Genomic DNA, 25,787 nt, shown 5'->3' on the forward strand with positions numbered 1-25,787 from the left:
GTCGACAAATCCACGAAGTCACCGGTACAAGGCCCGGTTCGAGTGGATTGCGCCGGTACGGAGTTCCCTGCCGAGGGGGCAGGGATCAGGAGCCCGTACCGCCCGCGGCGTCGCCGATCGTGGTGACCCAGTCCACGGCGTCCGAGCCCCAGGTCCACACCTGGTCCCACCAGCCGCGGCCGGTGCCGACCCACGACTGGAGCGGGGTCAACTCCCAGACCAGCCAGCCCGCGACGAAGAACACCAGGATCATCACCAGGCAGCCCTTGAGGCATCCCAGCCCCGGGATCCGCACCGGGTTCGCGCTGCGGCGGGGCTCGCGGGGCTCCCGCGGCTCCCGCTGACGGCCCGGCGGCGGCCCCTGCGGGGGCTGCTGCTGGGGCGGCGGCTGCGGCTGGCGGTACTGGGGCTGCCCCTGCGGCTGCTGGTACTGCTGGGGGTGCTGCTGCTGCGGCTGATAGTGCTGCGGCGGGGGCGGCGGCGCGTACTGCTGCTGCTGGTACTGCTGAGGCTGCTGGTACTGCTGCGGCGGCGGAGCCTGCCGGTATGGCTGCTGCTGCGGAGGCTGCTGCGGTCGCTGCTGCGGCTGCTGGGGTCGCTGCGGCTGCTGGTACTGCTGCTGCGGCGGCGGGCCCTGGCGCTGCGGCCGGCGGCGCAGGGGGTCCTCGCTCGGGTCCAGGTAGTGCATCTGCGTCTGCTCGTTGCGGTCGCGGGCCGCCTGCATCTGCGACTGCCACGGGTGCGGCTGGTCCGGCCGCTGCACGGGCGGCATCACCGAGGTCGGGTCGGCGCCGGGCGCACCGGTGCTCGGGAGCACGGAGGTCGCGTCGGCCGCGCCGACCGGCGGCATCACGCTGGTCATGGCGTTGGGGTCGTAGGCCCCCATGGGGGCGGCCGCGCCCCGGCCGGGCAGCATCTGCGTCGGGTCCGCGGCGCCCGGGGTCTCGGGCACCGGTGCGGGCGAGGGGTCGGGCGCGAGGAGCGCGCCGACGCCGAGGGCGGCCTCGACCTCGGCGGCCGTGGAGTGCACGCCGATGCCGGAGGCGACCACGCGCAGGCCGCGCGCCAGGCTCTCCGCACTGGGGCGCTCGTAGGGCTCCTTGCGCATGCAGCGCTCGATGACCGTCCACAGCGGCTCGGGGACGTTCGGCGGGCGCTGCGGCTCCTCGCTGAGGTGGCGGTGCAGGACCTCCAGCGCGGTGCCGCCGGCGAAGGGCGGGCGGCCGGTGAGGAGCTCGTAGAGCAGGATGCCGGCGCCGTAGATGTCGACGGCGGAGGTCTGCGGACGGCCCTCCGCGGACTCCGGGGCGACGTAGGCGGGGGTGCCGACGAACTCGTGCGTGCGGGTCAGGCCCGGGGAGTCCGCCAGGCGCGCGATGCCGAAGTCGGTGAGCATCGGCTTCATCTGGCCGTCGCGCTCGTCGACGAGGACGTTGGCGGGCTTCAGGTCGCGGTGGACCACGCCGTCGGCGTGGCTGGCGGCGAGCGCGTCCGCGATCTGGGCGGTGAGCAGGCTCGCGGCGACCGGGCTGAAGGGGCCGTTCTCGCGCAGGTACTTGTGCAGGTCCGGGCCGTCGACGAGGTCCATGACGAGGGCGAGGAGATCGCCCTCGACGACGAGGTCACGGGTGCGGACGATGTTGGGGTGGGTCAGGCGCAGCAGGACCGAGCGCTCGCGCAGGAAGCGCATGACGATGTCGGGGTCCTGGGCCAGCTCCTCCTTGAGGACCTTGATGGCCACGGTCTCGCCGGGGTGGCCGGCCACGGCCGCCTCCGCACCGGCCGCCTCACGCTGGCGGGCGCGCCAGACGGTGCCCGTGGCGCCGCGTCCGAGCGGCTCCTCGAGCAGGTACTTGCTGCCGACTGGCCGCACGTCGCGCGCTCCCTGCTGTCGTCGATTCCGGCGCGTGGCCCACGCATGATCCACACGTGGTCCAGGCCTGATCTGCGAATTGGTTTTCCGGCCCACTCTAGGGCTTGTCCCGGAGGAAGACGCTGGGCGAGGGAGGTTGGTTGCCGCACATATGCACGAAGGGTGATGTTTGCGGCGTATGCCGGGGGCGTTTTTCCCGGCCATCCTGTCGATTTCCGATCGGCCCTCTTGCAGGTCCGGCGCAGGTCCGCGACCGATCAAGATCACTTACCGGCGGGTGGCGGGCGTGTTGAGGACGACAGGTGCGAGGATGCACCCGTACGGAACGGCCGGGACGGGAGCCCCGCCTTCCGGGCAGACCTGACCGGACGACGCGTCCGTGCCGGGTGGGGGCGGACGGGCGGGCACCACGTGCGAACGGGCACGGGTGATCCGTCCCGCAGGTCCCTGCCGGGCGCACACACCGCGCACCGCGCAGAAGGGACCGCTGACGGCGATGCAGATCCGGCTGACCGTCCTCGGGTCGGGGTCGCGCAGCGGCCACCAGACCGCCACCGCGACCGCGACCGCCTCCGGCGGGGGCACCGGCGGAGGAGGCGCACCGGCGAGCTGTGACGTACTCGTCACCGCGCCCGCCGGCACCGCCCTGTCCGCGGTGGCCTCCGGGCTCGCGGCGACCGTCGGCGGACCCGACACCGGCGGCACGGTCGTGCTGTACGCCGGTACGGAGCGCCTGGACCCGGCGCGCTGCGCGCTCGGCGAACCGCCGCTCGTGGACGGGGCGGTGCTGTCGCTGAACGTGCCCGGCCCCGACGTACGGACGGACGGGACCGCGGGCGCGAACGCCCTCGGCGACGGGCCCCGGCTGCACGTCGTGGCCGGGCCGGACGCCGGCGGGGTGCACCTGCTGCACCCCGGGGCGATCCGGATCGGGCGCTCGGCCGACGCGGACGTCCCGCTGGACGATCCGGACGTCTCGCGCCTGCACTGCACCGTGACGGTGCTCCCCGACGGGCGGGTGGCGGTGGCCGACCCCGGGTCGACGAACGGCACGACGCTCGACGGCGCGGTGGTCGGTGCGGAGCGGGTGGCGCTCGCGCCGGGGGCGCTGCTGCGGGTCGGCGAATCGACGCTCCGCCTGGCCGTGGGCCCGGCCCCCACCCCGCTCCCCCTCACCCCGGACCTGGAGGGCCACCTCGCGGTCACCCTCCCGGGCCACCCCACTCCCGACAGCCCGACCCCGGACGCGGGATCCCGCACTGGCGGCCCTGGCGAAGCCTGGAGCGGCGCTACGCCGGGCAGCCCGGCCGGGTCGTACCCCGACGGCGGGGCCCTGAGCCGTGGGGCGTACCCCGGCGGGCAGAGCCTGGGGGCCCAAGGGCAGATCCCCCACCCCGCCCCTTCCCGAAACGGGGGCTCCGCCCCCGACCCCGTCCGGCCCGGCTACGGGATCCCGGGCGGCGCACACCGGGACGGCGGCGGCGGAGCGGTCCCCGCCGCCCGCGGCGCCGAACACCACACCGGCGGCGGCCGGAACGCCTCCGGCTCCGCTTCCCCGGCCCCCTGGCCGTACGGCGACACCGGCCAGGGCGGCGAGGCCGAGCCGCCGCGGGCCGGCCGCATCGCCAGGCCCGGGTCCGGATTCGGCGCCCCGGACGCCGGACACCACCCGGTCCCCGACCGTTCCGGCGCCGCCGGCCAGTACGGCGGACCGGCACACCCGGGCGCAGCCCCGGAAGCCACGGGCCCCTACGGCGACGCGGCCCACTCCGGAGCAGCCTCGGCGCGGCACGCCGGAGCACAGCACCCCGACGGCGCCCCCGGGCAGCACGCCGGGGCGGCACACCCCGACAGCACCCCGGGACGGCACGCCGCAGCACAGCACCCGACCGGGGCCGCGGACCCGTACGCGGGAGCGGCCCACGGAAGCGGAGCCGGCGACCCGTACGCGGGAGCACAGCACGGGGCCGGGGCCGCAGACCCGTATGCGGGAGCGGCCCACGGGGCCGGAGCCCCTGACCCCTACTCCGCAGCCCACCCGAGCGGGCTCTCCGACCCCTACGGGCACCGGGCGGCCGGGGCCGGGGACGCGCAGTGGACCGGGGTCGAGCATCACGGGGCCGGCGGCTGGGAGGAGCCCGGGGCGCCGCGCGAGGCCGAACCCCGCCGCGCGGCGCGCCGCGGCATCGGCGCCTGGGCGCGCAAGTGGGTGCGCGGGGCGGACGCCGCCGAGGCGGAGGCGGTCGCCGGGCCCGCGGCCGCCGTGACCGCGCGGCCCGGCGCCGACGATCCCGCGGCCCTGCTGCTCACCGCCCTGGGGCCGGCCCCGCGGCTGTGGGCCGGGCCCGCCGGGCTCGACGTCACGCTCGGCGCGGGCTGCGAGGTCGCGCTCCGCGAGACCGGCGCGCTCGGCATCGCGGGCCCGCGGGCCCGGCTGACCGGTGTGGCCCGCTCCGTCATCGCCCGGCTGGCGGCCCTGCACGCCCCGGGCCAGCGCCTGGAGATCGTGCTGGTCTCCGCCGACCGGGCCCGCCCGCTCGCCGAACGCCGCCGCGACTGGGGCTGGCTCGGCTGGCTGCCCCACGTACGCCCGGCGCACGGGCAGGACTGCCGGCTGCTGCTCGCGTACGACCGCGATCAGGCGGCCGCCCGCGCCGGGGAGCTGACCCGGCGGCTCGACGACGGCCCCCTCGGCACCCACTGGGCCGCGGCCGGCCCGGACGCGGTGCGCGAGGCCTCGTACGCCTACCGGGGCCCGTACACCCTCCTGGTCCTCGACGGGGACCCCGGTCCCGGGGCGCTCCGGGACATCACCGGCCGGCTGACCTCGCACGGGCCGGCCGCCGGGATCCACGTGCTGGTCCTGGCCGAGGCTCCGGCCGCGACGCCCGCCTCGCCCGTCGCCGAGACGTACGAGGCGGCCTGCGCGGCCGCCCCCGCCTTCCGGGACTGCCCGACCGCGGCCCTGCTCAGCGGTGACGTGGCCACGACCGTACGGACCTTCGCGGTCTCGGGCGGCGCACCGGCCGGGTCCGGCGGTACGGCCACGGCGGACGCCGTATCGGCGGCCTGGGCGGAGCGGTTCGCCCGCGCCCTGGCCCCGCTCAAGGCCGACTCCCCGGTCGCGGAAGGCGGTTACCGTCCGGCCGCGGCGAGCCTGCCCCAGACGTCGCGGCTGCTCGACGAGTTGGGGCTGGCCCGGGCCACCCCGGCTTCGCTGATGGCCCGTTGGGCCGCCGCCACCGACCAGGGGCAGCGCGTCGGCGGGCTCGCGGAGATAGTCCTCGGCACCGGCCGGCGCGGGCCGGTCGGCGCCGAACTGGTCACGGACGGGCCGCACCTGCTGATCGAGGGGCCCGCCGGCAGCGGCCGTACGGAACTGCTGCGCTCCGTGGCGGCCTCCCTGTCGGCGGCCGCCCGGCCCGACCGCCTCGGCCTGGTCCTGCTCGACGGGGCCGGCGGCGAGCGCGGCGACGGCCTGCTGCCCTGTACGGAGCTGCCGCACGTCTCGGCGCACCTGGTCGCCTCGGACCCGCTGCGGATGCGGGAGTTCGCGCAGGCGCTGGGGGCCGAGCTGAAGCGGCGGTCCGAGCTCCTGGACGGGGTGCCGTTCTCCGAGTGGCACGCCGTGCGCGAGGTCTCCGACCGGATGGTCTCTCCCCGCCAGCCCACCCCGGGCGAGCTGCGCGGTGATCTCGAACCCCAGCGTTCGGGAACCCTGCGGCTGCGCTCCTCGGCCACCCGTACCGATCAGCCGGCCGGGCCCAGCCCCCTGCCCCGCCTGGTCGTGCTGGTGGACGACTTCGACGCGCTGGTCGCGCCGGGTCTGGGCAGTACGGGCCGGCCCGCCGCCGGTTCGGTGGTCCGTGCGCTGGAGGCGGTGGCCCGCGAGGGTGCCCGGCTCGGGGTGCACCTGGTGGCCACCAGTGCCCGGCCGGAGCGGACGGCCGACACCGAGCTGGCCCGGCTGACGACCCTGCGCGTGGAGCTCGACGCCCCGGACCAGCCGGGGCCGGGCCGGGGCGTGCTCCGGTACGCCGACGGGCGCACGGCCGCGTTCCAGGGCGGCCGGGTCACCGGCCGGATCCCCCGGACGGCCACGCTGCGGCCGACGGTGGTCCCGGTGGAGTGGGAGCGGATGGGCGATCCGCCGGCCCGCCGCCCGGTCCGCGAGCTGGGCAACGGTCCGACCGACCTGGCGCTCCTGGCCAGCGCCCTGGACCGGGCCTCGCACCTGGTGTCGGCGGTCCCGGTGCTGTTCCCGCCGGCGCCCTGAACCGGCGTCCGGTACGCGCCTGAACCGGCGTCCGAGCCGCCCCCGGGCCGCCCCTGACCGGCCCCCGGGGCCGCCCCCCGGGCGGTCCCCCGCCCACCCCCGTACGCCGCGAGGCGGTATTGCGGGGGTGGGCGGGGCGGCGTAGACCTTGTGGCACGGGACACACCATCGCCAGCGAGGCATCGGGGGCACCGCCATGCGCACGCACGGAACGAGCCGCACGACACCCGGAACATCCCGACTCCGCACATCCCCGCTCGGGACATCCCCACTCCGCACCTCCCGACGCCGACGGCACGCATGGGCCGCCCTGGCCGTGGCCGGCGCGCTCGCGCTCAGCGCCTGCGGCGGCGACGGCAAGGAGCCCTCGAAGGGCACGGAGGGCTCCGAGGCCCCCGGCGGCTCCGGCGGGCCGTCCGTCTCCTTACCCCGTCTCGACGGGGAGAAGCTGGAGGTCGCCGCCGTCTGGACGGGCGCGGAGCAGGCGAACTTCGTCAAGGTCCTGAAGGAGTTCGAGCGGCGGACGGGCGCCACGGTCACCTTCGTCCCGGCGCAGGACCCGATCGTCACCTTCCTCGGCTCCAAGATCGCGGGCGGGGCCCCGCCGGACGTGGCGCTGCTCCCGCAGGTCGGGGCGCTGGTCGCGGCGGTCGAGAACAAGTGGGCGCAGCCGGTCGGCACCGATGCGCAGGCCCAGCTGGACCAGAACTTCTCGCCCGGCTGGAAGAAGCTGGGCGCGGTCGACGGCACCCAGTACGGCGTCTACTACAAGGCCGCCAACAAGTCGCTGATCTGGTACAACGCGAAGGCCTTCGAGGCGGCGGGCGTCCGGCCCCCGGCGACCTGGAAGGAACTGCTGACGGCCGCCGACACCCTGTCCGCGTCCGGTACCCCGGCGGTTTCGGTGGCGGGGGCCGACGGCTGGACCCTGACCGACTGGTTCGAGAACGTCTACCTCTCGCAGGCGGGCCCGGAGAAGTACGACCAGTTGGCCCGGCACGAGCTCAAGTGGACGGACGACAGCGTGAAGCAGGCGCTGACCTCGCTCGCCGAGCTGTTCGGCCGCAAGGACTTCCTGGCGGGAGGCCAGAGCGGGGCGCTGGCGACCGAGTTCCCGAAGTCGGTGACGCAGACCTTCACCGGCGGCGACCGGCCGGCCGCCGCGATGGTCTACGAGGGAGACTTCGTGGCGGTCAACATCGCCCAGACGGAAGCGAAGGTGGGCAAGGACGCCCTGGTCTTCCCCTTCCCGGCGGTCGGCGGCAAGGCGCCGGTGGTCTCGGGCGGGGACGTGGCGGTGGCGCTGAAGGCCTCGAAGGGCGCGCAGGCGCTGCTGACGTTCCTGGCCTCGGTGGACTCGGCGCGGATCCATGCCCGTGAGGGCGGCTTCCTCTCCCCGAACAAGGCGCTCCCCCCGGACGCGTACCCGAACGACATCCAGCGCGGCATCGCCCAGGCCCTGATCGCGGCGGGCGACGACTTCCGCTTCGACATGTCGGACCAGGCTCCGGCGGCCTTCGGCGGGACCCCGGGCGCGGGCGAGTGGAAGGCGCTCCAGGACTTCCTGGCGAACCCGGCCGACATCGCGGGGACGCAGGCGAGGCTGGAGGCGGACGCGGCCAAGGCCTACGGGAACTGACCCCGTGACCCCGGCAGCCTCCCCCGCGACCACCCCGGCGGCGGGCCCCTCCACCGGCCCCGCCACCGGCCCCCGCTCCCCGAAGGGCCGGGAGGCCCGGCGCCGCCGGCTGACCGCCGCGGCGTTCCTCCTGCCCTCGCTCGTCCTGCTCGGCGCGCTCGTCGTGCACCCCATCGGCTACTCGCTCTACCGCAGCTTCTTCGACCGCTCGGGCGAGGAGTTCGTGGGCGCCGGGAACTACGGGGAGATCCTGCGCGACGACACGATCCGCACCGCGCTCGGGAACACGGCGATCTGGGTGGTGCTGGCCCCGGTGACCGCCACCGCACTCGGTCTGCTCTTCGCCGTGCTGACCGAACGGGTGCGCTGGGGAACGGCCTTCAAGCTGATCGTCTTCATGCCGATGGCCATCTCGATGCTCGCGGCGGGCATCATCTTCCGGCTCGTCTACGACGCCGACCCGGACCGGGGCGTGGCCAACGCCGTCTGGGTCGGCGTCCACGACACCTTCGCCGAGTCCTCGGCCTTCCCCAAGGCCCGCCCCGGCCGGGACTCGCCGCTGGTCCCGGCCGACGGGGGCGCGTACGTGACCCGCGATCCGGTACGGGCGGGCGTGCCGGCCCTCCTCCCGCTGGTCGGGATCGCCCCGGAGGCCCTGCCCGCGGGCACCTCCACGGCGAAGCCGGCAGCCCCCGGGGCCGGGAAGGTCACCGGCACCGCCTGGCAGGACTTCACCCGGGGCGGGGGCGGTACGACGAACACCGTCGACCCCACCGAGTCCGCCCTGTCGGGGCTGCGCGTCGAGGCGGTCAAGGACGGCCGGGTGGTCGACTCGGCGCGGACCCGGGCCGACGGCACCTTCACCCTGTCCGCCGCGGCCGACGGCGCCCTGCTGCGACTGCCCGCCTCGAACTTCCGGGAGGCCTACGGGGGCGTCGAGTGGCTCGGCCCGACCCTGGTGACCCCGGCGGTGATCGGGGCGTACGTGTGGATGTGGGCCGGGTTCGCGATGGTGCTGATCGGGGCCGGGCTGGCCGCCGTACCGCGCGAACTGCTGGAGGCGGCGCGGGTGGACGGGGCGAGCGAGTGGCAGGTGCTGCGGCGGATCACGGTGCCGCTGCTGGCGCCCGTCCTGGCGGTCGTGCTGGTGACCCTCGTCATCAACGTCATGAAGGTCTTCGACCTGGTCTTCGTGATCGCCCCGGGCGCCGTGCAGGACGACGCCAACGTCCTGGCGCTCCAGCTGTACCGGACCTCCTTCGGCACGGACGCCGATCCGGGGCTGGGCAGCGCCATCGCGGTGCTGCTGCTGGTGCTGGTGGCTCCCGTCATGGCCTACAACATCCGCCGGATGCGCCGGGAGGCCCGCCGATGAGCACGATGAGCACGCTGCCCACCGCGCGGTCCCTCGCCTCCCGGGCGGCCGGCGGGGCGCTGCGGGTCTTCCTGGTCCTGGTGGGCCTGTTCTGGCTGCTGCCCACGCTCGGGCTGCTGGTCTCCTCCTTCCTCTCCCCCACCGCGCTGAACGACGGCGGCTGGTGGCAGGCGCTCACGGCGCCCTCCCGGCTGACGGCAGACAACTACGAGCGGCTGCTGGCCAACGACACCGTCACGGGCTCGCTCGTCGACACGGCGGCCATCGCCGTCCCGGCGACCCTGCTCGTGCTGGCGCTGGGGGCGTTCGCCGGATACGCCTTCGCCTGGCTGGAGTTCCCCGGCCGGGACTGGCTGTTCCTGATCGTGGTCGCCCTGCTCGTCGTCCCCGTCCAGGTGGCACTGATCCCGGTGTCCGAACTCTTCGGCTCCATCGGCCTGTTCGAGACGACGGCGGGTGTGGTCCTCTTCCACACCGCCTTCGGGCTGCCGTTCGCCGTGTTCCTGCTGCGCAACTTCTTCGCGGAGATCCCGCGCGAGCTGCTGGAGGCGGCCCGGCTCGACGGGGCGGGCGAACTGCGGCTGTTCGCACGGGTGGTGCTGCCGCTGGGCGGTCCGGCGATCGCCTCGCTCGGCATCTTCCAGTTCCTGTGGGTGTGGAACGACATGCTGGTCGCCCTGGTCTTCGCGGACTCGGCGCACCCGCCCGTCACGGTCGCGCTCCAGCAGCAGGTACGGCAGTTCGGGAACAACATCGACGTGCTGGCGCCCGGCGCCTTCCTGTCGATGGTGGTGCCGCTCGTCGTCTTCTTCGCCTTCCAGCGGCAGTTCGTCTCGGGGGTGATGGCGGGAGCGATCAAGTAGAGCGGTGTGGATCACGGCGTTGACGTGCGTGGTTGACGCTCCGTAACCCGAATGCCGCACCCTGCGTAACCCGATCACCACGCCGGGGGTTCCTGGGCCATATGCCCGCGCCGACCCCTGGATGTGCCGTGCCCCGGTTCAGCGTCATCGTGCCCGCGTACAAGGTCCAGGCCTACCTCCAGGAGAGTCTGGACTCGGTCCTGACCCAGTCGTACCCGGATCTCGAACTGATCGTGGTCGACGACGCCTCCCCGGACGCCTGCGGTTCGATCATCGACGAATGCGCGGCCCGCGACCCCCGGGTCACCGCCGTGCACCTGGCGCACAACCTGGGCCTGGGCCCGGCCCGCAACGCGGGCCTGTCCCGGGCCACCGGCGACTACGTGCTCTTCCTCGACGGCGACGACGCCCTGGCCCCCGGCGCCCTGGAGGCCATCACCGACCGGCTGAAGGCCACCGGCTCCCCGGACGTCCTGGTCTACGACTACGCGCGCACCTACTGGACCGGCGAGCTGGTCCGCAACAGCCAGTCCCACCGCCTCTCCGAGGAGGGCCCGGCCAGCTTCCGCCTCGCCGACCGCCCCGCCCTCCTCGGCATGCTGATGGTGGTGTGGAACAAGGCCTACCGCCGCGAGTACGTGGAGCGCGAGGGCCTCTCCTTCCCGCCCGGCTTCTACGAGGACACCCCCTGGACCTACCCGGCGCTCCTGGCGGCGGAGTCGGTCGCCGTCCTCGACCGGGTCTGCGTGCACTACCGCCAGCGCCGCACGGGCTCGATCCTGACCACCTCCACCCGACGCCACCTGGACGTCTTCGACCAGTACGACCGCGTCTTCGGCTACCTCGCCACCCGCCCCGAACTGGAGCGCTGGCGGCCCGCGGTGCACCGGCGGATGGCCGAGCACTTCTGCGCCCTGTACGCGGACCCGCGCCGGCTCCCGCGCGCCGCCCGGGCCGAGTTCTTCGCCCGGGCCTCGGCCCTGCTGCGCCGCTACCGGGTGCCGGGCCCCCGGCCCCTGTCCCTGAGCCGGACGGACCGCACCCGCCACCTCCTGATGCGGCTGGGCGCGAGGCGTGCGTACCGCGTCCTGTCCCTGCTCCGCTCGGCCTCGCTCACCGCGGCCCGCGCCGGGACCACCCTGGGCCGGGGCCTGCGCGAGACCGCCCTGCGCCTGCACTACCGCACCCAGCGCCTGCTCCCGCTCCGCCCGGAGCTGGCGGTCTTCTCCGCGTACTGGCACGGCGGTTACGCCTGCAACCCGGCGGCGATCGAGGCCAAGCTGCGCGAACTCGCCCCGCGCATGAGGACGGCCTGGATCTGCGATCCCGCACACGCCTCGACCCTGCCGCGCGGCACCACCCCGCTCCGTCCCGGCTCGGCGGCGTACTGGACGGCCCTGGCCCGTGCCACCTACCTCGTCACGAACGTCAACTTCGACCGTGCGCTGGCCAAGCGGCCCGGCCAGATCCTGGTCCAGACGCAGCACGGCACCCCGCTCAAGCGGGTCGGCCTCGACCTCCAGGACCGTCCGGCGGCCACCCCCACCCCGGACTTCGCGGGCCTGCTCCGCGGTGCGGACCAGTGGGACTACATGCTGTCCTCCAACCGCCACTCCACCCTGGTCTGGGAGAGGGCGGTCCCGTCCTCCTACACGACGCTCGAATACGGCTACCCCCGCAACGACGTGTTCCACCGGGCCACCCAGGCGGACGTCCTGGAACTGCGCGAACGCCTCGGCATCCCGCCGGGCTCCACGGCGATCCTGTACGCGCCGACCCACCGCGACTACCGGCGCAGCCGCCCGGCCCACCCGGACTTCGACCGCATCCTGCGCGACCTCGGCCCGCGCTACACGATCCTGGCCCGCACCCACCTCACGTACGCGGGCTCACCCGCCCCCGACCCCCACCCGCGCCTCCTCGACGTGTCCGCCCACCCCTCGGTCGAGGAACTCTGCCTGGCCTCGGACGCACTGGTCACCGACTACTCGTCCCTGATGTTCGACTACGCGGCCCTGGACCGCCCGATCGTGATCCACGCGGACGACTGGGAGGCGTACGAGGCCTCCCGCGGCACCTACTTCGACCTGCGGGCCTTCCCCCCGGGGGCGATCGCCCGCACCGAGGACGAACTGGTGGACATCTTCTCCACCGGCCACTGGCAGGGCTCGCGCTCCGCACAGCTCCGCGCGTCCTTCCGGACCCGGTTCTGCACGCACGACGACGGCCAGGCGGCGGAGCGCGTGGTCCGCCGCGTCTTCCTGAGCCAGCCCACGGCCCCCATCACCCCCCTGGAAGACCGCCGCCCCACTCCCCCGGCCCCCTCCGCACCCCCGGAACCCACCCTGGCCCACCTCACCACGTCCCGCTGGCCGTAGCCGTTCTCAGCCGTCCGGCGTTTGAGGACCGGGGTCTGGGGCGGAGCCCCAGGGGGGTCCGGGCGCAGCCCGGGGAACGGTGGAAGGGCGGGTAGGGGACTCCGCACCGCGCAGCGGGAGCCCCTACGCCGGCCCGGCCGTCAGCCCGGCGACCACCGACCGCGCAAGGTCGTCCAGGTACCCCCCGGGGACGGCGTCCCGCACGACCACCTGCCGCCAGTACAACGGCCCGATCGCCAGATCGAGCGCCTTCCCCGCATCCACCCCCACCGGCAGCTCCCCCCGCGCCACCGCCTCGGTGATGATCCCCTCCGCCATCCGCCGCTGCCCCTCCAGCAGCGCCCCCCGCACCGCATCCGCGATCTCGGGATTCCGCGCCGCCTCCACCAGCAGGTCCGGAATCACCGCCGAGGCCACCGGATGCCGCAGCACGTGTGACATCACCTCCAGCAGCGCCCGTACGTCCCCGTAGAGCGACCCGGTCGACGGCACCGGCAGGCCGTCCACGGCGAAGGCGCCCACGAGGTCCAGCACCAGGTGCAGCTTCGACTTCCACCGGCGGTACACGGCCGTCTTGCCGACGCCCGCCCGCCGCGCGATCCCCTCGATCGACATCCGCGCGAAGCCCACGGTGGCCAGCTCCTCGACCACCGCCGCCCGGATCGCCTCGGTCACGTCCTCGCGGAGAACGGCGGCCCCTGCGGGGGCTCTACGGGCGGCGGGGGCAGCGGGGGCGGCAGCAGGCTCAGGCGTCATAAGCAGAGCATAACCCGCCACGACGATACGGTTGCGTTCCGACGTCGAACGACCTAACCTCACCGTAGCGACGATACGGACCCGTCCCATCGCCAGCCGACGCCCCGACCCCGTCGAAAGCGACTCCCGTGACAGTGACCACCGCGCCACCGGCCCCCGCTCCGGCGAAGGGTCGGCCGGCCGACCCCATCGCCGACCTGGCGGCCGCCCACGGCCTCACGCTCAGCGGCGCCCGCCCCCCGGTCCACCGGTACGTGGCCCAGCTGTGGGGCCGGCGCCACTTCGTGACCGCGCTCTCCACCGCCCGGATGAGGGCCCAGTACAGCCAGGCCAGCCTCGGCCAGGTCTGGCACCTGATGACCCCGCTCCTGAACGCGGCGGTCTACTACTTCATCTTCGGCATGGTCATGCACGCCAGCCACGGCGTCGCGGACTACCTGCCGTTCCTGATCACCGGCGTGTTCATCTGGGACTTCATCGGCAGCTCCGTCAACGCCTCCACCCGGGCCGTGCAGTCCAACCTCGGCCTGGTGCGCGCCCTGCACTTCCCGCGTGCCTCGCTGCCCCTGTCGACCGTGGTGCAGCTCTTCCAGCAACTGCTCGTGACCATGGGCGCGCTGGTGATCCTGCTGCTGGTCTTCGGCCAGACCCCCCGCGCCAACTGGCTGCTCGCCGTCCCCGCCCTGCTCCTCATGGCCACGTTCTGCGCGGGCTGCGCCATGATCATGGCCAGGATCGGTGCGAAGCGCCCGGACATCAGCCAGCTGATGCCGTTCGTCATCCGCACCTGGATGTACGCCTCGGGCGTCATGTGGTCCATCGACCAGATGCTGAGGAGCGACCACCTGCCGTCGTGGGTGTCCACGGCCCTCAAGGTCAACCCCGCGGCCGTGTTCATCGACCTGATGCGCTTCGCGCTCATCGACTCCTACAAGGCGAGCCAGCTCCCCCACCACGTGTGGCTGATCGCGCTCGGCTGGGCACTCCTGGTCGGCGTGGGCGGGTTCCTGTTCTTCTGGAAGGCAGAGGAGGAGTACGGCCGTGGCTGACACCGCAACCACCACCGCGATCGCCCCCGCACCCGCGATCGACACCCGGGTCCCGACCGTCATCGCCGACGGCGTCCACGTCATCTACAAGGTGAACGGCGCCGGCGGCCGCAAGGGCGGCGCCACCGCCTCCCTGAGCCGGATGTTCTCCCGCAAGCAGACCCCCGGCATCCGCGAAGTGCACGCCGTCAAGGGCGTCAGCTTCACCGCGTACAAGGGCGAGGCCATCGGCCTGATCGGCACCAACGGCTCGGGCAAGTCCACCCTGCTGTCCGCCATCGCCGGCCTCCAGCCGGTCGCGCGCGGCCGGATCTTCTCGCACGGCCAGCCGTCGCTGCTCGGCGTGAACGCCGCCCTGATGAACGACCTGACCGGCGAACGCAACGTGGTCCTCGGCGGCCTCGCGATGGGCATGACCAAGCAGCAGATCCGCGAGCGCTACCAGGGCATCGTCGACTTCTCCGGCATCAACGAGAAGGGCGACTTCATCTCCCTGCCCATGCGCACCTACTCCTCCGGCATGGGCGCCCGGCTGCGCTTCTCCATCGCCGCCGCCAAGGACCACGACGTCCTGATGATCGACGAGGCCCTGGCCACCGGCGACGCCGCCTTCCAGCGCCGCAGCCAGGCCCGCATCGAGGAGCTCCGCGAACGGGCCGGCACCGTCTTCCTCGTCAGCCACGGCATCGGCACGGTCCGCGAAACCTGCGACCGCGCGATCTGGCTCGAAGCGGGCGTCCTGCGCATGGACGGCCCCTCGGCAGAGGTCTGCGACGCGTACGAGCAGTTCACGAACAGCCGCTGACGGCAGTCCAGCACGACGAACGGGCCGGGCCCGGAACCCCGGAAGGGGGTTCCGGGCCCGGCCCGTTACCGTTCGAGCCCCGCCAGGGCTACGCGTGCGTCCTCAGGAGCGAGCGCATCGTCCGCATGGCGACGGACAGGTTCGCCAGGTCGAAGTCGTCCGACCCCTGGATCTCCTCCAGGGTCGTCCGCGCACGCCCGATGATCGCCGCGTTCTTCTCCTCCCACGCCTTGAAGCGCTCCTCGGGAGTCGAGGTGCCGTTCCCGACCGCCAGCACGTCCGCGGTCAGCGCCGCGTGCGCCGAGAACAGGTCCTCGCGGATGGACGCGCGGGCCATCGACTGCCAGCGGTCGGCCCGCGGCAGCTCGATGATGCGGTCCATCAGCTGGGTGATCTCCAGCCGGTCGGCGAGGTCGTAGTACACCTCGGCGACCGCCAGCGGCTCCACACCCGTACGGTCCGAGATCGCGACGATGTCCAGCGTCGGGAAGGCCGAGGAGAAGCCGGCCACCTTGGCCGCCAGTTCCTCCGGCACGCCCTCGCCGATCAGCTCGGCCATGACGGCCTCGTACCACTCCAGGTCCGCGCCGCGCACCAGCTTCGGCAGCTCCGACCAGACCTGCTCCACCCGGTCGGCGAAGAACTCGATGGTCTCGGTGATCTGGAGCGGCTGCGGCCGGTTGTTCAGCAGCCAGCGCGTACCGCGCTCGACCAGGCGCCGCGAGTGCAGCCGGATCCGGGTCTGGACGTCGGCGGCGACCTCGTTGTCGAGGTCCTCGACCGCGTCCCACACGGCGGCCAGGCCGAAGATCTCGCGGGCCGCGAGCTGCGCCCGGACGATCTCCTCCAGGGAGGCTCCGGTCTCCTCGCGCAGGCGGTGCAGGAAGGTCGAGCCACCGCTGTTGACGGTGTCGTTGACCAGCACCGTGGTGATGATCTCGCGGCGCAGCGCGTGCCCGTCGACCTGCTCGGGGAACTTCGCGAGCAGCGCGCCCGGGAAGTAGGCGTGCAGCAGGCGGTCGAGGTACGGGTCGTCCGGGAGCTCGGTGTGGATGAGCTCGTCCGCCACCGTGATCTTGGTGTAGGCGAACAGGACGGCCAGCTCCGGCTGGGTCAGGCCCCTGCCGTTGTTGAGCAGTTCGCGGATCTGCCGGTCGTTGGGCAGGAACTCCAGCTCACGGTTGAGCAGGCCCTCGCGGCCCAGGCGGCGCATGAAGCGCTGCTGGGCGTGGAGCAGGCTGGGGGCCTGGGCGGCGCCGTTGGCCAGTGCCACGTTCTGGGCGTAGTTGTTGCGCAGCACCAGACGGCCGACCTCGTCGGTCATCTCGGCGAGGAACTTGTTGCGCTGCTTGACGGTCAGGTCCCCGTCGGCGACCACCGAGTTCAGCAGGATCTTGATGTTCACCTCGTGGTCGGAGGTGTCCACGCCCGCGCTGTTGTCGATGGCGTCGGTGTTGACCTTGCCGCCTTCGCCGCCGGCGCCGGTGTGCGCGAACTCGATGCGGCCGAGCTGGGTCAGGCCCAGGTTGCCGCCCTCGCCGATCACCTTGGCCCGGACGTCGGAGCCGTTGACGCGGATGGCGTCGTTGGCCTTGTCGCCGACGTCCGCGTGCGTCTCGGCCGTCGCCTTGACGTACGTACCGATGCCGCCGTTCCACAGCAGGTCCACCGGGGACTGGAGGATCGCCTTCATCAGGTCGGCCGGGGTCATCTTGGTGACGCCGGCCTCGATGCCGAGGGCTTCGCGGACCTGCGCGTTGACCGGGATGGCCTTCGCGCTGCGCGGGTGGATCCCGCCGCCGGCCGACAGCAGGGAGCTGTCGTAGTCCGCCCACGAGGAGCGCGGCAGGTCGAACAGGCGCCGCCGCTCGGCGTAGGAGGTGGCCGCGTCCGGGTTCGGGTCGATGAAGATGTGCCGGTGGTCGAAGGCGGCCACCAGGCGGATGTGCTCGGAGAGCAGCATGCCGTTGCCGAAGACGTCGCCGGACATGTCGCCGACGCCGACGACGGTGAAGTCCTGCGTCTGGGTGTCGTGCCCGAGCTCGCGGAAGTGCCGCTTGACGGACTCCCAGGCGCCGCGGGCGGTGATGCCCATGCCCTTGTGGTCGTAGCCGGCCGAGCCGCCGGAGGCGAAGGCGTCGCCCAGCCAGAACCCGTAGGACTCGGCGACCCCGTTGGCGATGTCGGAGAAGGTCGCGGTGCCCTTGTCGGCGGCGACGACGAGGTAGGTGTCGTCCTCGTCGTGGCGGACCACGCTCTTGGGCCGTACGACCTCGCCGCCGACCATGTTGTCGGTGATGTCGAGCAGCGCCGAGATGAAGATCTTGTACGAGGCGATGCCCTCGGCGAGCCAGGCGTCCCGGTCCACCGACGGGTCGGGGAGGTTCTTGGCGACGAAGCCGCCCTTGGCGCCCACGGGCACGATGACGGTGTTCTTGACCATCTGCGCCTTGACCAGGCCGAGGATCTCCGTACGGAAGTCCTCGCGGCGGTCGGACCAGCGCAGGCCACCGCGGGCGACCTTGCCGAAGCGCAGGTGGACGCCCTCGACGCGCGGGGAGTAGACCCAGATCTCGAAGGCCGGACGCGGCGCCGGCAGGTCGGGGATGGCCTGCGGGTCGAACTTCATCGACACGTAGGAGTGCTGCTCGCCCGCGGCGTCGAGCTGGAAGAAGTTGGTGCGCAGCGTCGCCTTGATGAGGGTGAGGAAGGACCGCAGGATCCGGTCCTCGTCCAGCGAGGCGACCTGGTCCAGGGCCCCGTCCAGCTCCTCCAGCATCGCGTCGACGAGCTCGGTGCCCGCGGACTGGCGGCCCGGCGACATCCGGGCCTCGAAGAGGGAGACCAGCAGCCGGGTGGTGTGGACGTTGTTGCGGAGGGTGTCCTCCATGTAGTCCTGGCTGAAGGTGGCACCGGCCTGGCGCAGGTACTTGGCGTACGCGCGCAGGACCACGGCCTGGCGCCAGGTCAGTCCGGCGCCCAGTACCAGGGTGTTGAAGTTGTCGTTCTCGGCGTCGCCCTGCCAGACCGCGGAGAAGGCGTCCTGGAACCGCTCGCGGGCGTCGTCGCCGAGGTAGTTGGCGGCGTCGCCGGTGCCGCTCGCCAGCGGCATCCGCAGACCGAAGTCGTAGATCCACGCGTTGGTGCGGTCGGTGCAGCGCAGCTCGTACGGCCGCTCGTCGGTGACCTCGACGCCCAGGCGCTGGAGGACCGGCAGGACCGCGGAGAGCGAGACCTGCTCGCCCGTGCGGTAGATCTTGAACCGGCGTTCGCCGGGGCCCGCGCCGACGGGCTCGTACAGCGACAGCGCGAACTCGCGGTCGCTCGCGGACAGCCGCTCCAGGTGGCACAGGTCTGCCACGGCCGAGCGCGGCGAGTGGTCGGCCTTGTAGCCCTCGGGGAAGGAGTTCGCGTACTTGCGCAGCAGCTCCGCGGCACGCTCCTCGCCCAGCTCCGCGACGAGCGCCTCGCCGAAGCCGTCGGCCCAGGAGCGGGCGGCCTCGACCAGCCGGCCCTCGATCCGCTCGACGTCGGCGTCGGTAAGCACGGGCAGCTCGGTGCCCTGCGGGACGCGGACGACGAAGTGGATGCGGGAGAGGATCGACTCGGTGTTCCAGGCGGTGAAGTCGACGCTGATGCCGTCGAGCTCCTCCTGCAGGATCGCGATCAGCCGCAGCCGGACGCCGGTGGTGTACCGGTCGCGCGGCAGGTAGACCAGCGCCGAGTAGTAGCGCCCGTACTCGTCCTGGCGCAGGTACAGCCGCAGCCGGCGGCGCTCCTGGAGGTACAGGACGGAGGTGGCGATGGCCTGGAGCTGGTCGACCGGGGTCTGGAACAGCTCGTCGCGCGGGTAGGTCTCCAGGATCTGGAGCAGGTCGCGGCCGTCGTGGCTGGACGGGGCGAAGCCGGCGCCTTCGAGGACCTCGGCGACCTTGCGGCGGATGACCGGGACCCGGCGCACCGACTCGGTGTACGCGGCGGAGGAGAACAGGCCGAGGAAGCGGCGCTCGCCGACGACGTTGCCCTCGGCGTCGAACTTCTTGACGCCGACGTAGTCGAGGTACGAGGGGCGGTGCACGGTGGAGCGGCTGTTGGCCTTGGTCAGCACCAGCAGGCGGTGCTCCTTGGCCTTGGCGCGGGCGTCGGCCGGCAGCCGGTTGAAGGAGGGCGAGACGGGGTGCGCCTCGTCCTGGCCGTGGTGCAGCGGGTCGGAACGCAGGATGCCGAGGCCGGTGCCGGGCACGGCGGCCAGGGCGTCGCCGTCGACGAGGTTGTACTCGCGGTAGCCGAGGAAGGTGAAGTGGTCGTCGGCGAGCCAGCGCAGCAGCTCGCGGGCCTCTTCGAGCTCGTACTCGCGCAGGTCCGGGGCGGTCGGCTCCTCGGGGAGCTCCTGGGCGATGCGCAGCGCCGCGTCGCGCATCTTCTCCCAGTCCTCGACGGACTCGCGCACGTCGGACAGGACGCGCTGCAGATCGGCGGTGATCTGCTTGAGGTCGGCCTTGTCGGTCTCGCGGTCGATCTCGACGTGGATCCAGGACTCGACGAGGGAGTCGTGGGGGCGCGCGGTGCGGGGACCGTGCGCGTCGCAGTCGGGACCGAGGATCTCGATGAGCTTGCCGGTGACGTCGCGGCGGACGACGACCTGCGGGTGGATCACGACGTGGATGCCGCGCCCGTGGCGGGACAGCTCGTTCGTCACCGAGTCCACGAGGAACGGCATGTCGTCGGTGACCACCTCGACGACGGAGTGGCTGGAGGTCCAGCCGTTCTCCTCCACCGTGGGCGTGTGCACCCGAACGTTCGCGGTGCCCTGCGGACGCTTCTCCGCGAGCCGGTAGTGCGAGAGCGCTGCCCCGAACACGTCGACCGGGTCCCGGTCGAGCAGGTCCTCCGGGGCGGTGTGCAGGTAGTAGCGCTGGAGGTAGGCGAGAGTGGTGTCCCGGTCGGGACGCTCCCCCTGCTCGGACCCAGTCGGAAGTAGCCCCCCGGCCGGGCTGTTCTCAGCTACCCGTGCCGCCCGCGCGAGCAGCTCGGCCTTTGCTTCGTCCAGCTTGGTCTGCATGTCCTCTGGCTCCTGTCGCGCGCCATTGCGTGACGTAGGTGAAGGAAGGAATGGCATAGCACCGCGAGGCGGGGTTTCGGTGTCCGTTCGGGATCGACGCTATGCCGTCGAGAGAGCCCACCGGGAGGAAATCGGCCATGATCGGCAGGAGGTCCCGGGGGCGGGGATCAGCGAGGGCCCGGGCACGTATGTGCGCCGGGCGCCGGGCGGAGGCTTCGGTGCCTCCGAGAACTATCGCGCTGATCACGGGTACCAGGCTATCTCGCTCCACCCCCGGCTCGTCATGAGCTGTATGTGTACAAAAGAGGGGGGGTAACTTTGACACTCTGGACAGGGTCCGGCCCGGCCGTGCGTGCCGGACCGCCGCGCGGTCGCTCTGCGCTCATCCGCCGATCGCTATCCGGCCAGCTCGCGAGCGGTGCGTACGGCCTCCGCCAGGCTGTCCACGACGGGGACACCGGCTGATTCCAGACTGGCTCGACTGTGCGAACCGCCCGTGTAGAGCACGGCCAGCGCGCCCACGTGCGCGGCGGCCAGCGCGTCGTCCACGGCGTCCCCGATGAGGACCGTACGGCCGGCCGTCACGCCCGTCCCGTCCAGGGCCGCCAGGTGACGTACGAGATGTCCGGCCTTGCTGGTGTGGGAGGGTCCGGTGCGCCCGTCGACGCGCAGGAAGTGCGTGTCGATCCCGTGCGCCCGGACGAGAGGCACGAGCTTGTCGTGGGGCGCGAGGGACAGCAGGGACTGCGTGAGCCCGTCCTGCTGCCAGTCCCGCAGCAGCTCGCGGGCGCCCTCGGCGAGCCCGGCGTCCTCGGCGGCCACCCAGTAGTGCCGGTGGAACGCCTCGTCCATGACCAGCCACTCGGCGTCCGTGGGGAGCCGGCCCATCAGCCGCTCGTAGAACTTCGGCACCGGTACGACGTACAGCTCGCGGTACCGCTCCAGCGTGATCGGCGCGAGGCCGAGCTCGGCGAAGGAGGCGTTGGTGGCGGCCATCACCGCGTCGATGTCGTGGAGCAGCGTGCCGTTCCAGTCCCACACGATGTGCGGGGCCGCTGCCGCGGGGTTTCCGGGTGCCGCGCTCACTTCAGCAGCCCCGGGATCTCCTGGATGCCGAACCAGAGCAGCTCGTGGTCCTCGGCTCCGTCGACGGTGAAGCGCGCGTCCTCGTCGCCCCCGTCCGCGGCGGGGACGGCCGCCACGGCGGCGCTCACGTCCTCCAGGGCCTCCTCGGCGTCCACGTGCACCGCGGCCGCCACCGAGAGCCGTACGGCCCCGGCCAGGGCCACCTGGCCGAGCGTGGCCTCGTCGACGCCGGGGGTGGCGGTGGCGGCCTTGTCGTCCACGTCGAGCGCCACCACGACCCGCTTGCGGGGCGCGGCCCCGTCCTCGGCGATCATCCGCAGGGAGGCGGCGGCGGCCCGGGTCAGGGCGGCGTACTCCAGCTCCTCGATGTCGTCCGACACGTACCACTCGCGCAGTCCGGGCGTGACGGCGTACGCCCGCAGCGGAGCCGGGCCCAGCTCACCCGCCTGGTGCGCCTCGGCGAGCCCGGGCAGGGTCAGGGGGACGTACACGCGCATGGCCGGCTGCTTTCGGTAGTCGGAAACGCCCCCAGGATACGACCGCACCCCCGCCCTCTCCTCCCCGATACCCCTTCCCCCGCGGCTCCTGCCCCCTGCGCCACGCCGGACCGCCCGGCCCGGAGGCCGGCTCCCCCGCGCCCCCGGAGGGCGATCCGGACTCCGTCCGTGACGGCCCGCGTCCCCCTTCGGGGTGCCCGGGCGGGGGCGCCCCGCGTCCACCTCGCTCCGGGCGGGGATCCCGGGCGGGGCCCGCGGTGGCCAGGGACCGACCCGGATAGGTGAAGGCGGGCCGGGTGCGGAGCGGCCCCGCGGAGCCGTTGCGGAGCGTGTTCGCGGCCCCATAGAAGTCCCCTACGAAGTTACCGCCCGGTACCGCTCCGGGCCCGACCCCCAGGACGGCCGCGATGCCCACCAGCACCCCCCGCACCACGCCTCCCGGCGCCACCGCGGGCACCGCCCCCGCAGCCGTCGGCGGCGCGAACCCCCGCCCCGGCCGCCGCCCAGCGGAGCCCGCGGGCCCCGGCCCCGCCACCACGGGGCCGGGCGGCACCGGCGGCCCGACCCCCCGCACCCCCTCGGGCGCGGCGGGCACCGGCCCCGGACGCGGCCCCGGGCGGCAGGCCGGTCGCGCCGGCACCGGCCCCGCCGCAGGGCGGCCCGGTCGCCCGGGCGACCGGCGCCGGCCGGCGGACCGGATCCGGCGCGGCCCCCACCACTGGTTCGCCGAACGGCTGCTCGCCGTCCTCAGCGGACGCCGCCCCGTGCACTCCCTGATCGGCCACACCATCGGCCCGGCCTACGACCAGCTGATCACCCTCGCCCCCGCCGACCCCCCGCACGGGCACGCGTACGGGCCCGCGTACGACACCCGCCGGCTCAGCCCCGTCCTGCACGGATGCGGCCGCTTCGTCCCCGGCCCGGGGATCATCGAGGCCTTCGCCCGCATCGCGACGGGCGACCGCCTCACCGCGCTGGCCTTCCGGCTGGAACAGGGCCCCGACCTGCGCTGGCGCTGCGCCGCCGTGGAGCTCCACGGCCCCCGCCCGTGACCCGGACACCGGGCCCCGGACCCCAGCCGGGCCGCCCCCGAACGCGGCCGGGGCCGGACCCCACGCACAGCGTGGTGTCCGGCCCCGGAGGCGATCCCGCGAACGGCGCGGGCTCGGGTTACTTCTTGCGGCGACGGCCGCCCGTGGCCTTCGCGGCCTTACGGCGCTCCGCGCGCGTCATCCCGTCGGAGTCGTCACCGGACTCCGCCTCGAAGTCGCCCTCGACGACGCCGCCCTCACCGTCGACCGAGGGCGCGGAGAAGTGCAGCCGGTCGGGCCGCTGCGGGGCGTCCAGACCCTTCGCCCGGATCTCCGGCTTGGTCAGCGACGGACCGGCCGCGTCCGAGACGGGGACCTCCTCGACCTGCTGCTCGACCTGGACCTCCAGGTTGAACAGGTAGCCGACGGACTCCTCCTTGATGCCCTCCTGCATGGCGTTGAACATGTCGAAGCCCTCGCGCTGGTACTCGACCAGCGGGTCCTTCTGGGCCATCGCCCGCAGGCCGATGCCCTCCTGCAGGTAGTCCATCTCGTACAGGTGCTCACGCCACTTGCGGTCCAGCACCGACAGCACCACGCGCCGCTCCAGCTCGCGCATGATGTCGGAGCCGAGCGTGGCCTCGCGGGCCTCGTACTGCTCGTGGATGTCGTCCTTGACGGACTCCGCGATGAACTCGGCGGTGATGCCCGCACGGTCGCCCGCGGCGTCCTCCAGCTCGTCCACCGTGACCTTGATCGGGTAGAGCTGCCGGAAGGCGCTCCACAGCCGGTCCAGGTCCCACTCCTCCGCGAACCCCTCGACCGTCTCGGCCGTGATGTACGCGTCGATCGTGTCGTCCATCATGTGCCGGATCTGCTCCTGGAGGTCCTCGCCCTCCAGCACCCGGCGGCGCTCCTTGTAGATGACGGTGCGCTGGTTGTTCAGCACCTCGTCGTACTTCAGGACGTTCTTGCGCGTCTCGAAGTTCTGGGTCTCGACCTGCGACTGGGCCGACGCGATGGCACGGGTGACCATCTTGTTCTCGATCGGCACGTCGTCCGGCACGTTCGCCATCGACATGACGCGCTCGACCATCTGCGCCTTGAACAGGCGCATCAGGTCGTCGCCGAGCGACAGGTAGAAACGGGACTCGCCCGGGTCGCCCTGTCGGCCGGAACGGCCGCGCAGCTGGTTGTCGATGCGGCGCGACTCGTGGCGCTCGGTGCCCAGCACGTACAGCCCGCCGAGGTCCTTGACCTCCTCGAACTCCGCCTTCACCGCGGACTCGGCCCGCTCCAGCGCCTCGGGAAGGGCGTGCGCCCACTCCTCGATGTGCTCCTCCGGGTCCAGGCCGCGCTGGCGCAGCTCGGCCTCGGCGAGGTCGTCCGGGTTTCCGCCGAGCTTGATGTCGGTACCGCGGCCGGCCATGTTCGTGGCGACCGTGACGGCGCCGCGGCGGCCGGCCTGCGCGACGATCGAGGCCTCGCGCTCGTGCTGCTTCGCGTTCAGCACCTCGTGCGGGATGCCCCGCTTGGAGAGCTGCTGCGAGAGGTACTCGGACTTCTCGACCGACGTCGTACCGACGAGGATCGGCTGGCCCTTCTCGTGCTTCTCCGCGATGTCGTCGACGACGGCGGCGAACTTCGCGACCTCGGTGCGGTAGATCAGGTCCGCCTGGTCCTTGCGGACCATGTCGCGGTTGGTCGGGATCGGGACGACACCGAGCTTGTAGATCTGGTGGAACTCCGCGGCCTCGGTCATGGCCGTACCGGTCATGCCCGACAGCTTCGAGTACAGGCGGAAGAAGTTCTGCAGGGTGATCGTGGCGAGGGTCTGGTTCTCGTCCTTGATGTCCACCCCTTCCTTCGCCTCGATCGCCTGGTGCATGCCCTCGTTGTAGCGGCGGCCGGCGAGGATGCGGCCGGTGTGCTCGTCGACGATCATGACTTCGCCGTCGATGACGACGTAGTCCTTGTCGTTCTTGAAGAGCTCCTTGGCCTTGATGGCGTTGTTGAGGTAACCGACGAGCGGGGTGTTCACCGACTCGTAGAGGTTCTCGATGCCGAGCCAGTCCTCGACCTTCGCGACACCGGACTCGTGGATGCCGACGGTGCGCTTCTTCTCGTCGACCTCGTAGTCGCCGGTCTCCTCGATGCCCTTGAGGGGCTGGCCGGGCTCGCCCTTGGTCAGGCGCGTCACCAGCTTCGCGAAGTCCGCGTACCACTTGGTGGCCTGGTCGGCCGGGCCCGAGATGATCAGCGGGGTACGGGCCTCGTCGACGAGGATCGAGTCGACCTCGTCGACCACGGCGAAGTTGTGGCCGCGCTGGACGAGCTCGTCCTGGGACCACGCCATGTTGTCGCGGAGGTAGTCGAAGCCGAACTCGTTGTTCGTGCCGTACGTGATGTCGCTCGCGTACTGCTCGCGGCGCTGCGCCGGCGACATGTTCGCGAGGATGCACCCGACCTCCAGGCCGAGGAACTTGTGCACCCGGCCCATCAGCTCGGAGTCGCGCTCGGCGAGGTAGTCGTTCACCGTGATCAGGTGGACGCCCTTGCCGGACAGCGCGTTCAGGTACGCCGGCAGCGTGCCGACGAGGGTCTTGCCCTCACCGGTCTTCATCTCGGCGACGTAGCCGAGGTGCAGGGCGGCGCCGCCCATGATCTGGACGTCGTAGTGACGCTGGCCGAGGACGCGCTTGGCGGCCTCGCGGACCGTCGCGAAGGCCTCGGGCAGCAGGTCGTCCAGGCTCTCGCCGTCCTGGAAGCGCTGCTTGTACTCCTCCGTGAGCGCACGCAAGTCGGCGTCGGAGAGGTTGACGAAGTCCTCTTCGATGGAGTTGACCTGGTCCGCGATGCGGTGCAGTTTTTTGAGGATCTTGCCTTCGCCTGCACGCATGAGCTTGTTGAAGACGGACACCGAGGTTTGTCTCCTTGCCGGTCGGGCCTGGCACTGTTTTCGTGCACGGGCACGGAGGGTGGGCCCCACCGCAACGGCCATCGTAAGCGAGGACGCGGTCGCGCCGGGAGGTCCGCACTGCCACGGGACGGGACTGCCCGGAATAAGAACGTGCGGAGGGCACCGAAGGTGCCGGTA

Annotated in this window: 14 protein-coding genes; 8 read left to right on the forward strand and 6 right to left on the reverse strand. The window is 73.0% G+C overall.

Translation table 11 applies throughout. The features are described 5' to 3' along the window. Positions 1 to 85 precede the first annotated feature (85 nt). Positions 86 to 1,873, reverse strand: coding sequence for a serine/threonine-protein kinase (locus ACZ60J_RS21860; protein ID WP_469684028.1), 1,788 nt, complete (start codon positions 1,871 to 1,873; stop codon positions 86 to 88). A gap of 427 nt (positions 1,874 to 2,300) precedes the next feature. Between ACZ60J_RS21860 and ACZ60J_RS21865 the strand changes: the two genes are divergently transcribed. The 5 genes from ACZ60J_RS21865 (at position 2,301) to ACZ60J_RS21885 (ending at position 12,404) form a co-directional block, all read left to right on the forward strand. Continuing rightward, positions 2,301 to 6,149, forward strand: coding sequence for an FHA domain-containing protein (locus ACZ60J_RS21865; protein WP_469684030.1), 3,849 nt, complete (start codon positions 2,301 to 2,303; stop codon positions 6,147 to 6,149). 196 nt (positions 6,150 to 6,345) lie between these two features. Beyond that, positions 6,346 to 7,788, forward strand: a complete 1,443-nt coding sequence (locus tag ACZ60J_RS21870; protein ID WP_469684032.1) for an ABC transporter substrate-binding protein — start codon at positions 6,346 to 6,348, stop codon at positions 7,786 to 7,788. Between the two features lie 4 nt (positions 7,789 to 7,792). Then, entirely contained in the window at positions 7,793 to 9,163 is a 1,371-nt protein-coding gene (locus tag ACZ60J_RS21875) for a carbohydrate ABC transporter permease (protein WP_469684034.1), read from the forward strand. Next, positions 9,160 to 10,026 (forward strand): carbohydrate ABC transporter permease, encoded by an 867-nt coding sequence (locus tag ACZ60J_RS21880; protein WP_469684036.1) that lies wholly within the window; start codon positions 9,160 to 9,162, stop codon positions 10,024 to 10,026. The genes ACZ60J_RS21875 and ACZ60J_RS21880 overlap by 4 nt, the downstream gene beginning before the upstream one ends. Positions 10,027 to 10,154: 128 nt before the next feature. Next, positions 10,155 to 12,404 (forward strand): bifunctional glycosyltransferase/CDP-glycerol:glycerophosphate glycerophosphotransferase, encoded by a 2,250-nt coding sequence (locus tag ACZ60J_RS21885; protein WP_469684038.1) that lies wholly within the window; start codon positions 10,155 to 10,157, stop codon positions 12,402 to 12,404. Between the two features lie 123 nt (positions 12,405 to 12,527). Here ACZ60J_RS21885 and ACZ60J_RS21890 read toward each other — a convergent pair whose 3' ends face one another. Then, positions 12,528 to 13,160, reverse strand: coding sequence for a TetR/AcrR family transcriptional regulator (locus tag ACZ60J_RS21890; protein ID WP_469684040.1), 633 nt, complete (start codon positions 13,158 to 13,160; stop codon positions 12,528 to 12,530). 134 nt (positions 13,161 to 13,294) lie between these two features. On the opposite strand from ACZ60J_RS21890, the gene ACZ60J_RS21895 reads away from it, so the two are divergent. Next, positions 13,295 to 14,209, forward strand: coding sequence for an ABC transporter permease (locus ACZ60J_RS21895; RefSeq protein ID WP_469684122.1), 915 nt, complete (start codon positions 13,295 to 13,297; stop codon positions 14,207 to 14,209). Then, positions 14,202 to 15,014 (forward strand): ABC transporter ATP-binding protein, encoded by an 813-nt coding sequence (locus ACZ60J_RS21900; RefSeq protein WP_469684041.1) that lies wholly within the window; start codon positions 14,202 to 14,204, stop codon positions 15,012 to 15,014. Before ACZ60J_RS21895 ends, ACZ60J_RS21900 begins: the two co-directional genes overlap by 8 nt. Before the next feature lie 88 nt (positions 15,015 to 15,102). On the opposite strand, the gene ACZ60J_RS21905 is transcribed toward ACZ60J_RS21900, so the two are convergent. The 3 genes from ACZ60J_RS21905 to ACZ60J_RS21915 form a co-directional block, all read right to left on the reverse strand. Beyond that, positions 15,103 to 20,076 (reverse strand): NAD-glutamate dehydrogenase, encoded by a 4,974-nt coding sequence (locus ACZ60J_RS21905; protein WP_469684042.1) that lies wholly within the window; start codon positions 20,074 to 20,076, stop codon positions 15,103 to 15,105. Positions 20,077 to 20,472: 396 nt separating this feature from the next. After that, entirely contained in the window at positions 20,473 to 21,162 is a 690-nt protein-coding gene (locus tag ACZ60J_RS21910) for an HAD family hydrolase (protein ID WP_469684044.1), read from the reverse strand. Next, positions 21,159 to 21,659, reverse strand: coding sequence for a DUF6912 family protein (locus ACZ60J_RS21915; RefSeq protein WP_266878012.1), 501 nt, complete (start codon positions 21,657 to 21,659; stop codon positions 21,159 to 21,161). Before ACZ60J_RS21915 ends, ACZ60J_RS21910 begins: the two co-directional genes overlap by 4 nt. A gap of 407 nt (positions 21,660 to 22,066) precedes the next feature. Here ACZ60J_RS21915 and ACZ60J_RS21920 point away from each other — a divergent pair, with 407 nt between their 5' ends. After that, positions 22,067 to 22,711, forward strand: coding sequence for an Rv3235 family protein (locus ACZ60J_RS21920; protein ID WP_469684046.1), 645 nt, complete (start codon positions 22,067 to 22,069; stop codon positions 22,709 to 22,711). A gap of 118 nt (positions 22,712 to 22,829) precedes the next feature. Here ACZ60J_RS21920 and secA read toward each other — a convergent pair whose 3' ends face one another. After that, entirely contained in the window at positions 22,830 to 25,610 is a 2,781-nt protein-coding gene (gene secA, locus ACZ60J_RS21925; protein WP_469684048.1) for a preprotein translocase subunit SecA, read from the reverse strand. Between the last annotated feature and the right edge of the window lie 177 nt (positions 25,611 to 25,787).

The sequence above is a fragment of the Streptomyces sp. NPDC104226 genome (genome assembly GCF_055584085.1).

Bases quoted from the DNA above. Each gene is read 5' to 3' on its own strand.
- ACZ60J_RS21920 (WP_469684046.1), top strand. From the start codon at position 22,067: ATGCCCACCAGCACCCCCCGCACCACGCCTCCCGGCGCCACCGCGGGC.
- ACZ60J_RS21905 (WP_469684042.1), bottom strand. From the start codon at position 20,076: ATGCAGACCAAGCTGGACGAAGCAAAGGCCGAGCTGCTCGCGCGGGCG.
- ACZ60J_RS21870 (WP_469684032.1), top strand. From the start codon at position 6,346: ATGCGCACGCACGGAACGAGCCGCACGACACCCGGAACATCCCGACTC.
- ACZ60J_RS21880 (WP_469684036.1), top strand. From the start codon at position 9,160: ATGAGCACGATGAGCACGCTGCCCACCGCGCGGTCCCTCGCCTCCCGG.
- ACZ60J_RS21915 (WP_266878012.1), bottom strand. From the start codon at position 21,659: ATGCGCGTGTACGTCCCCCTGACCCTGCCCGGGCTCGCCGAGGCGCAC.
- ACZ60J_RS21890 (WP_469684040.1), bottom strand. From the start codon at position 13,160: ATGACGCCTGAGCCTGCTGCCGCCCCCGCTGCCCCCGCCGCCCGTAGA.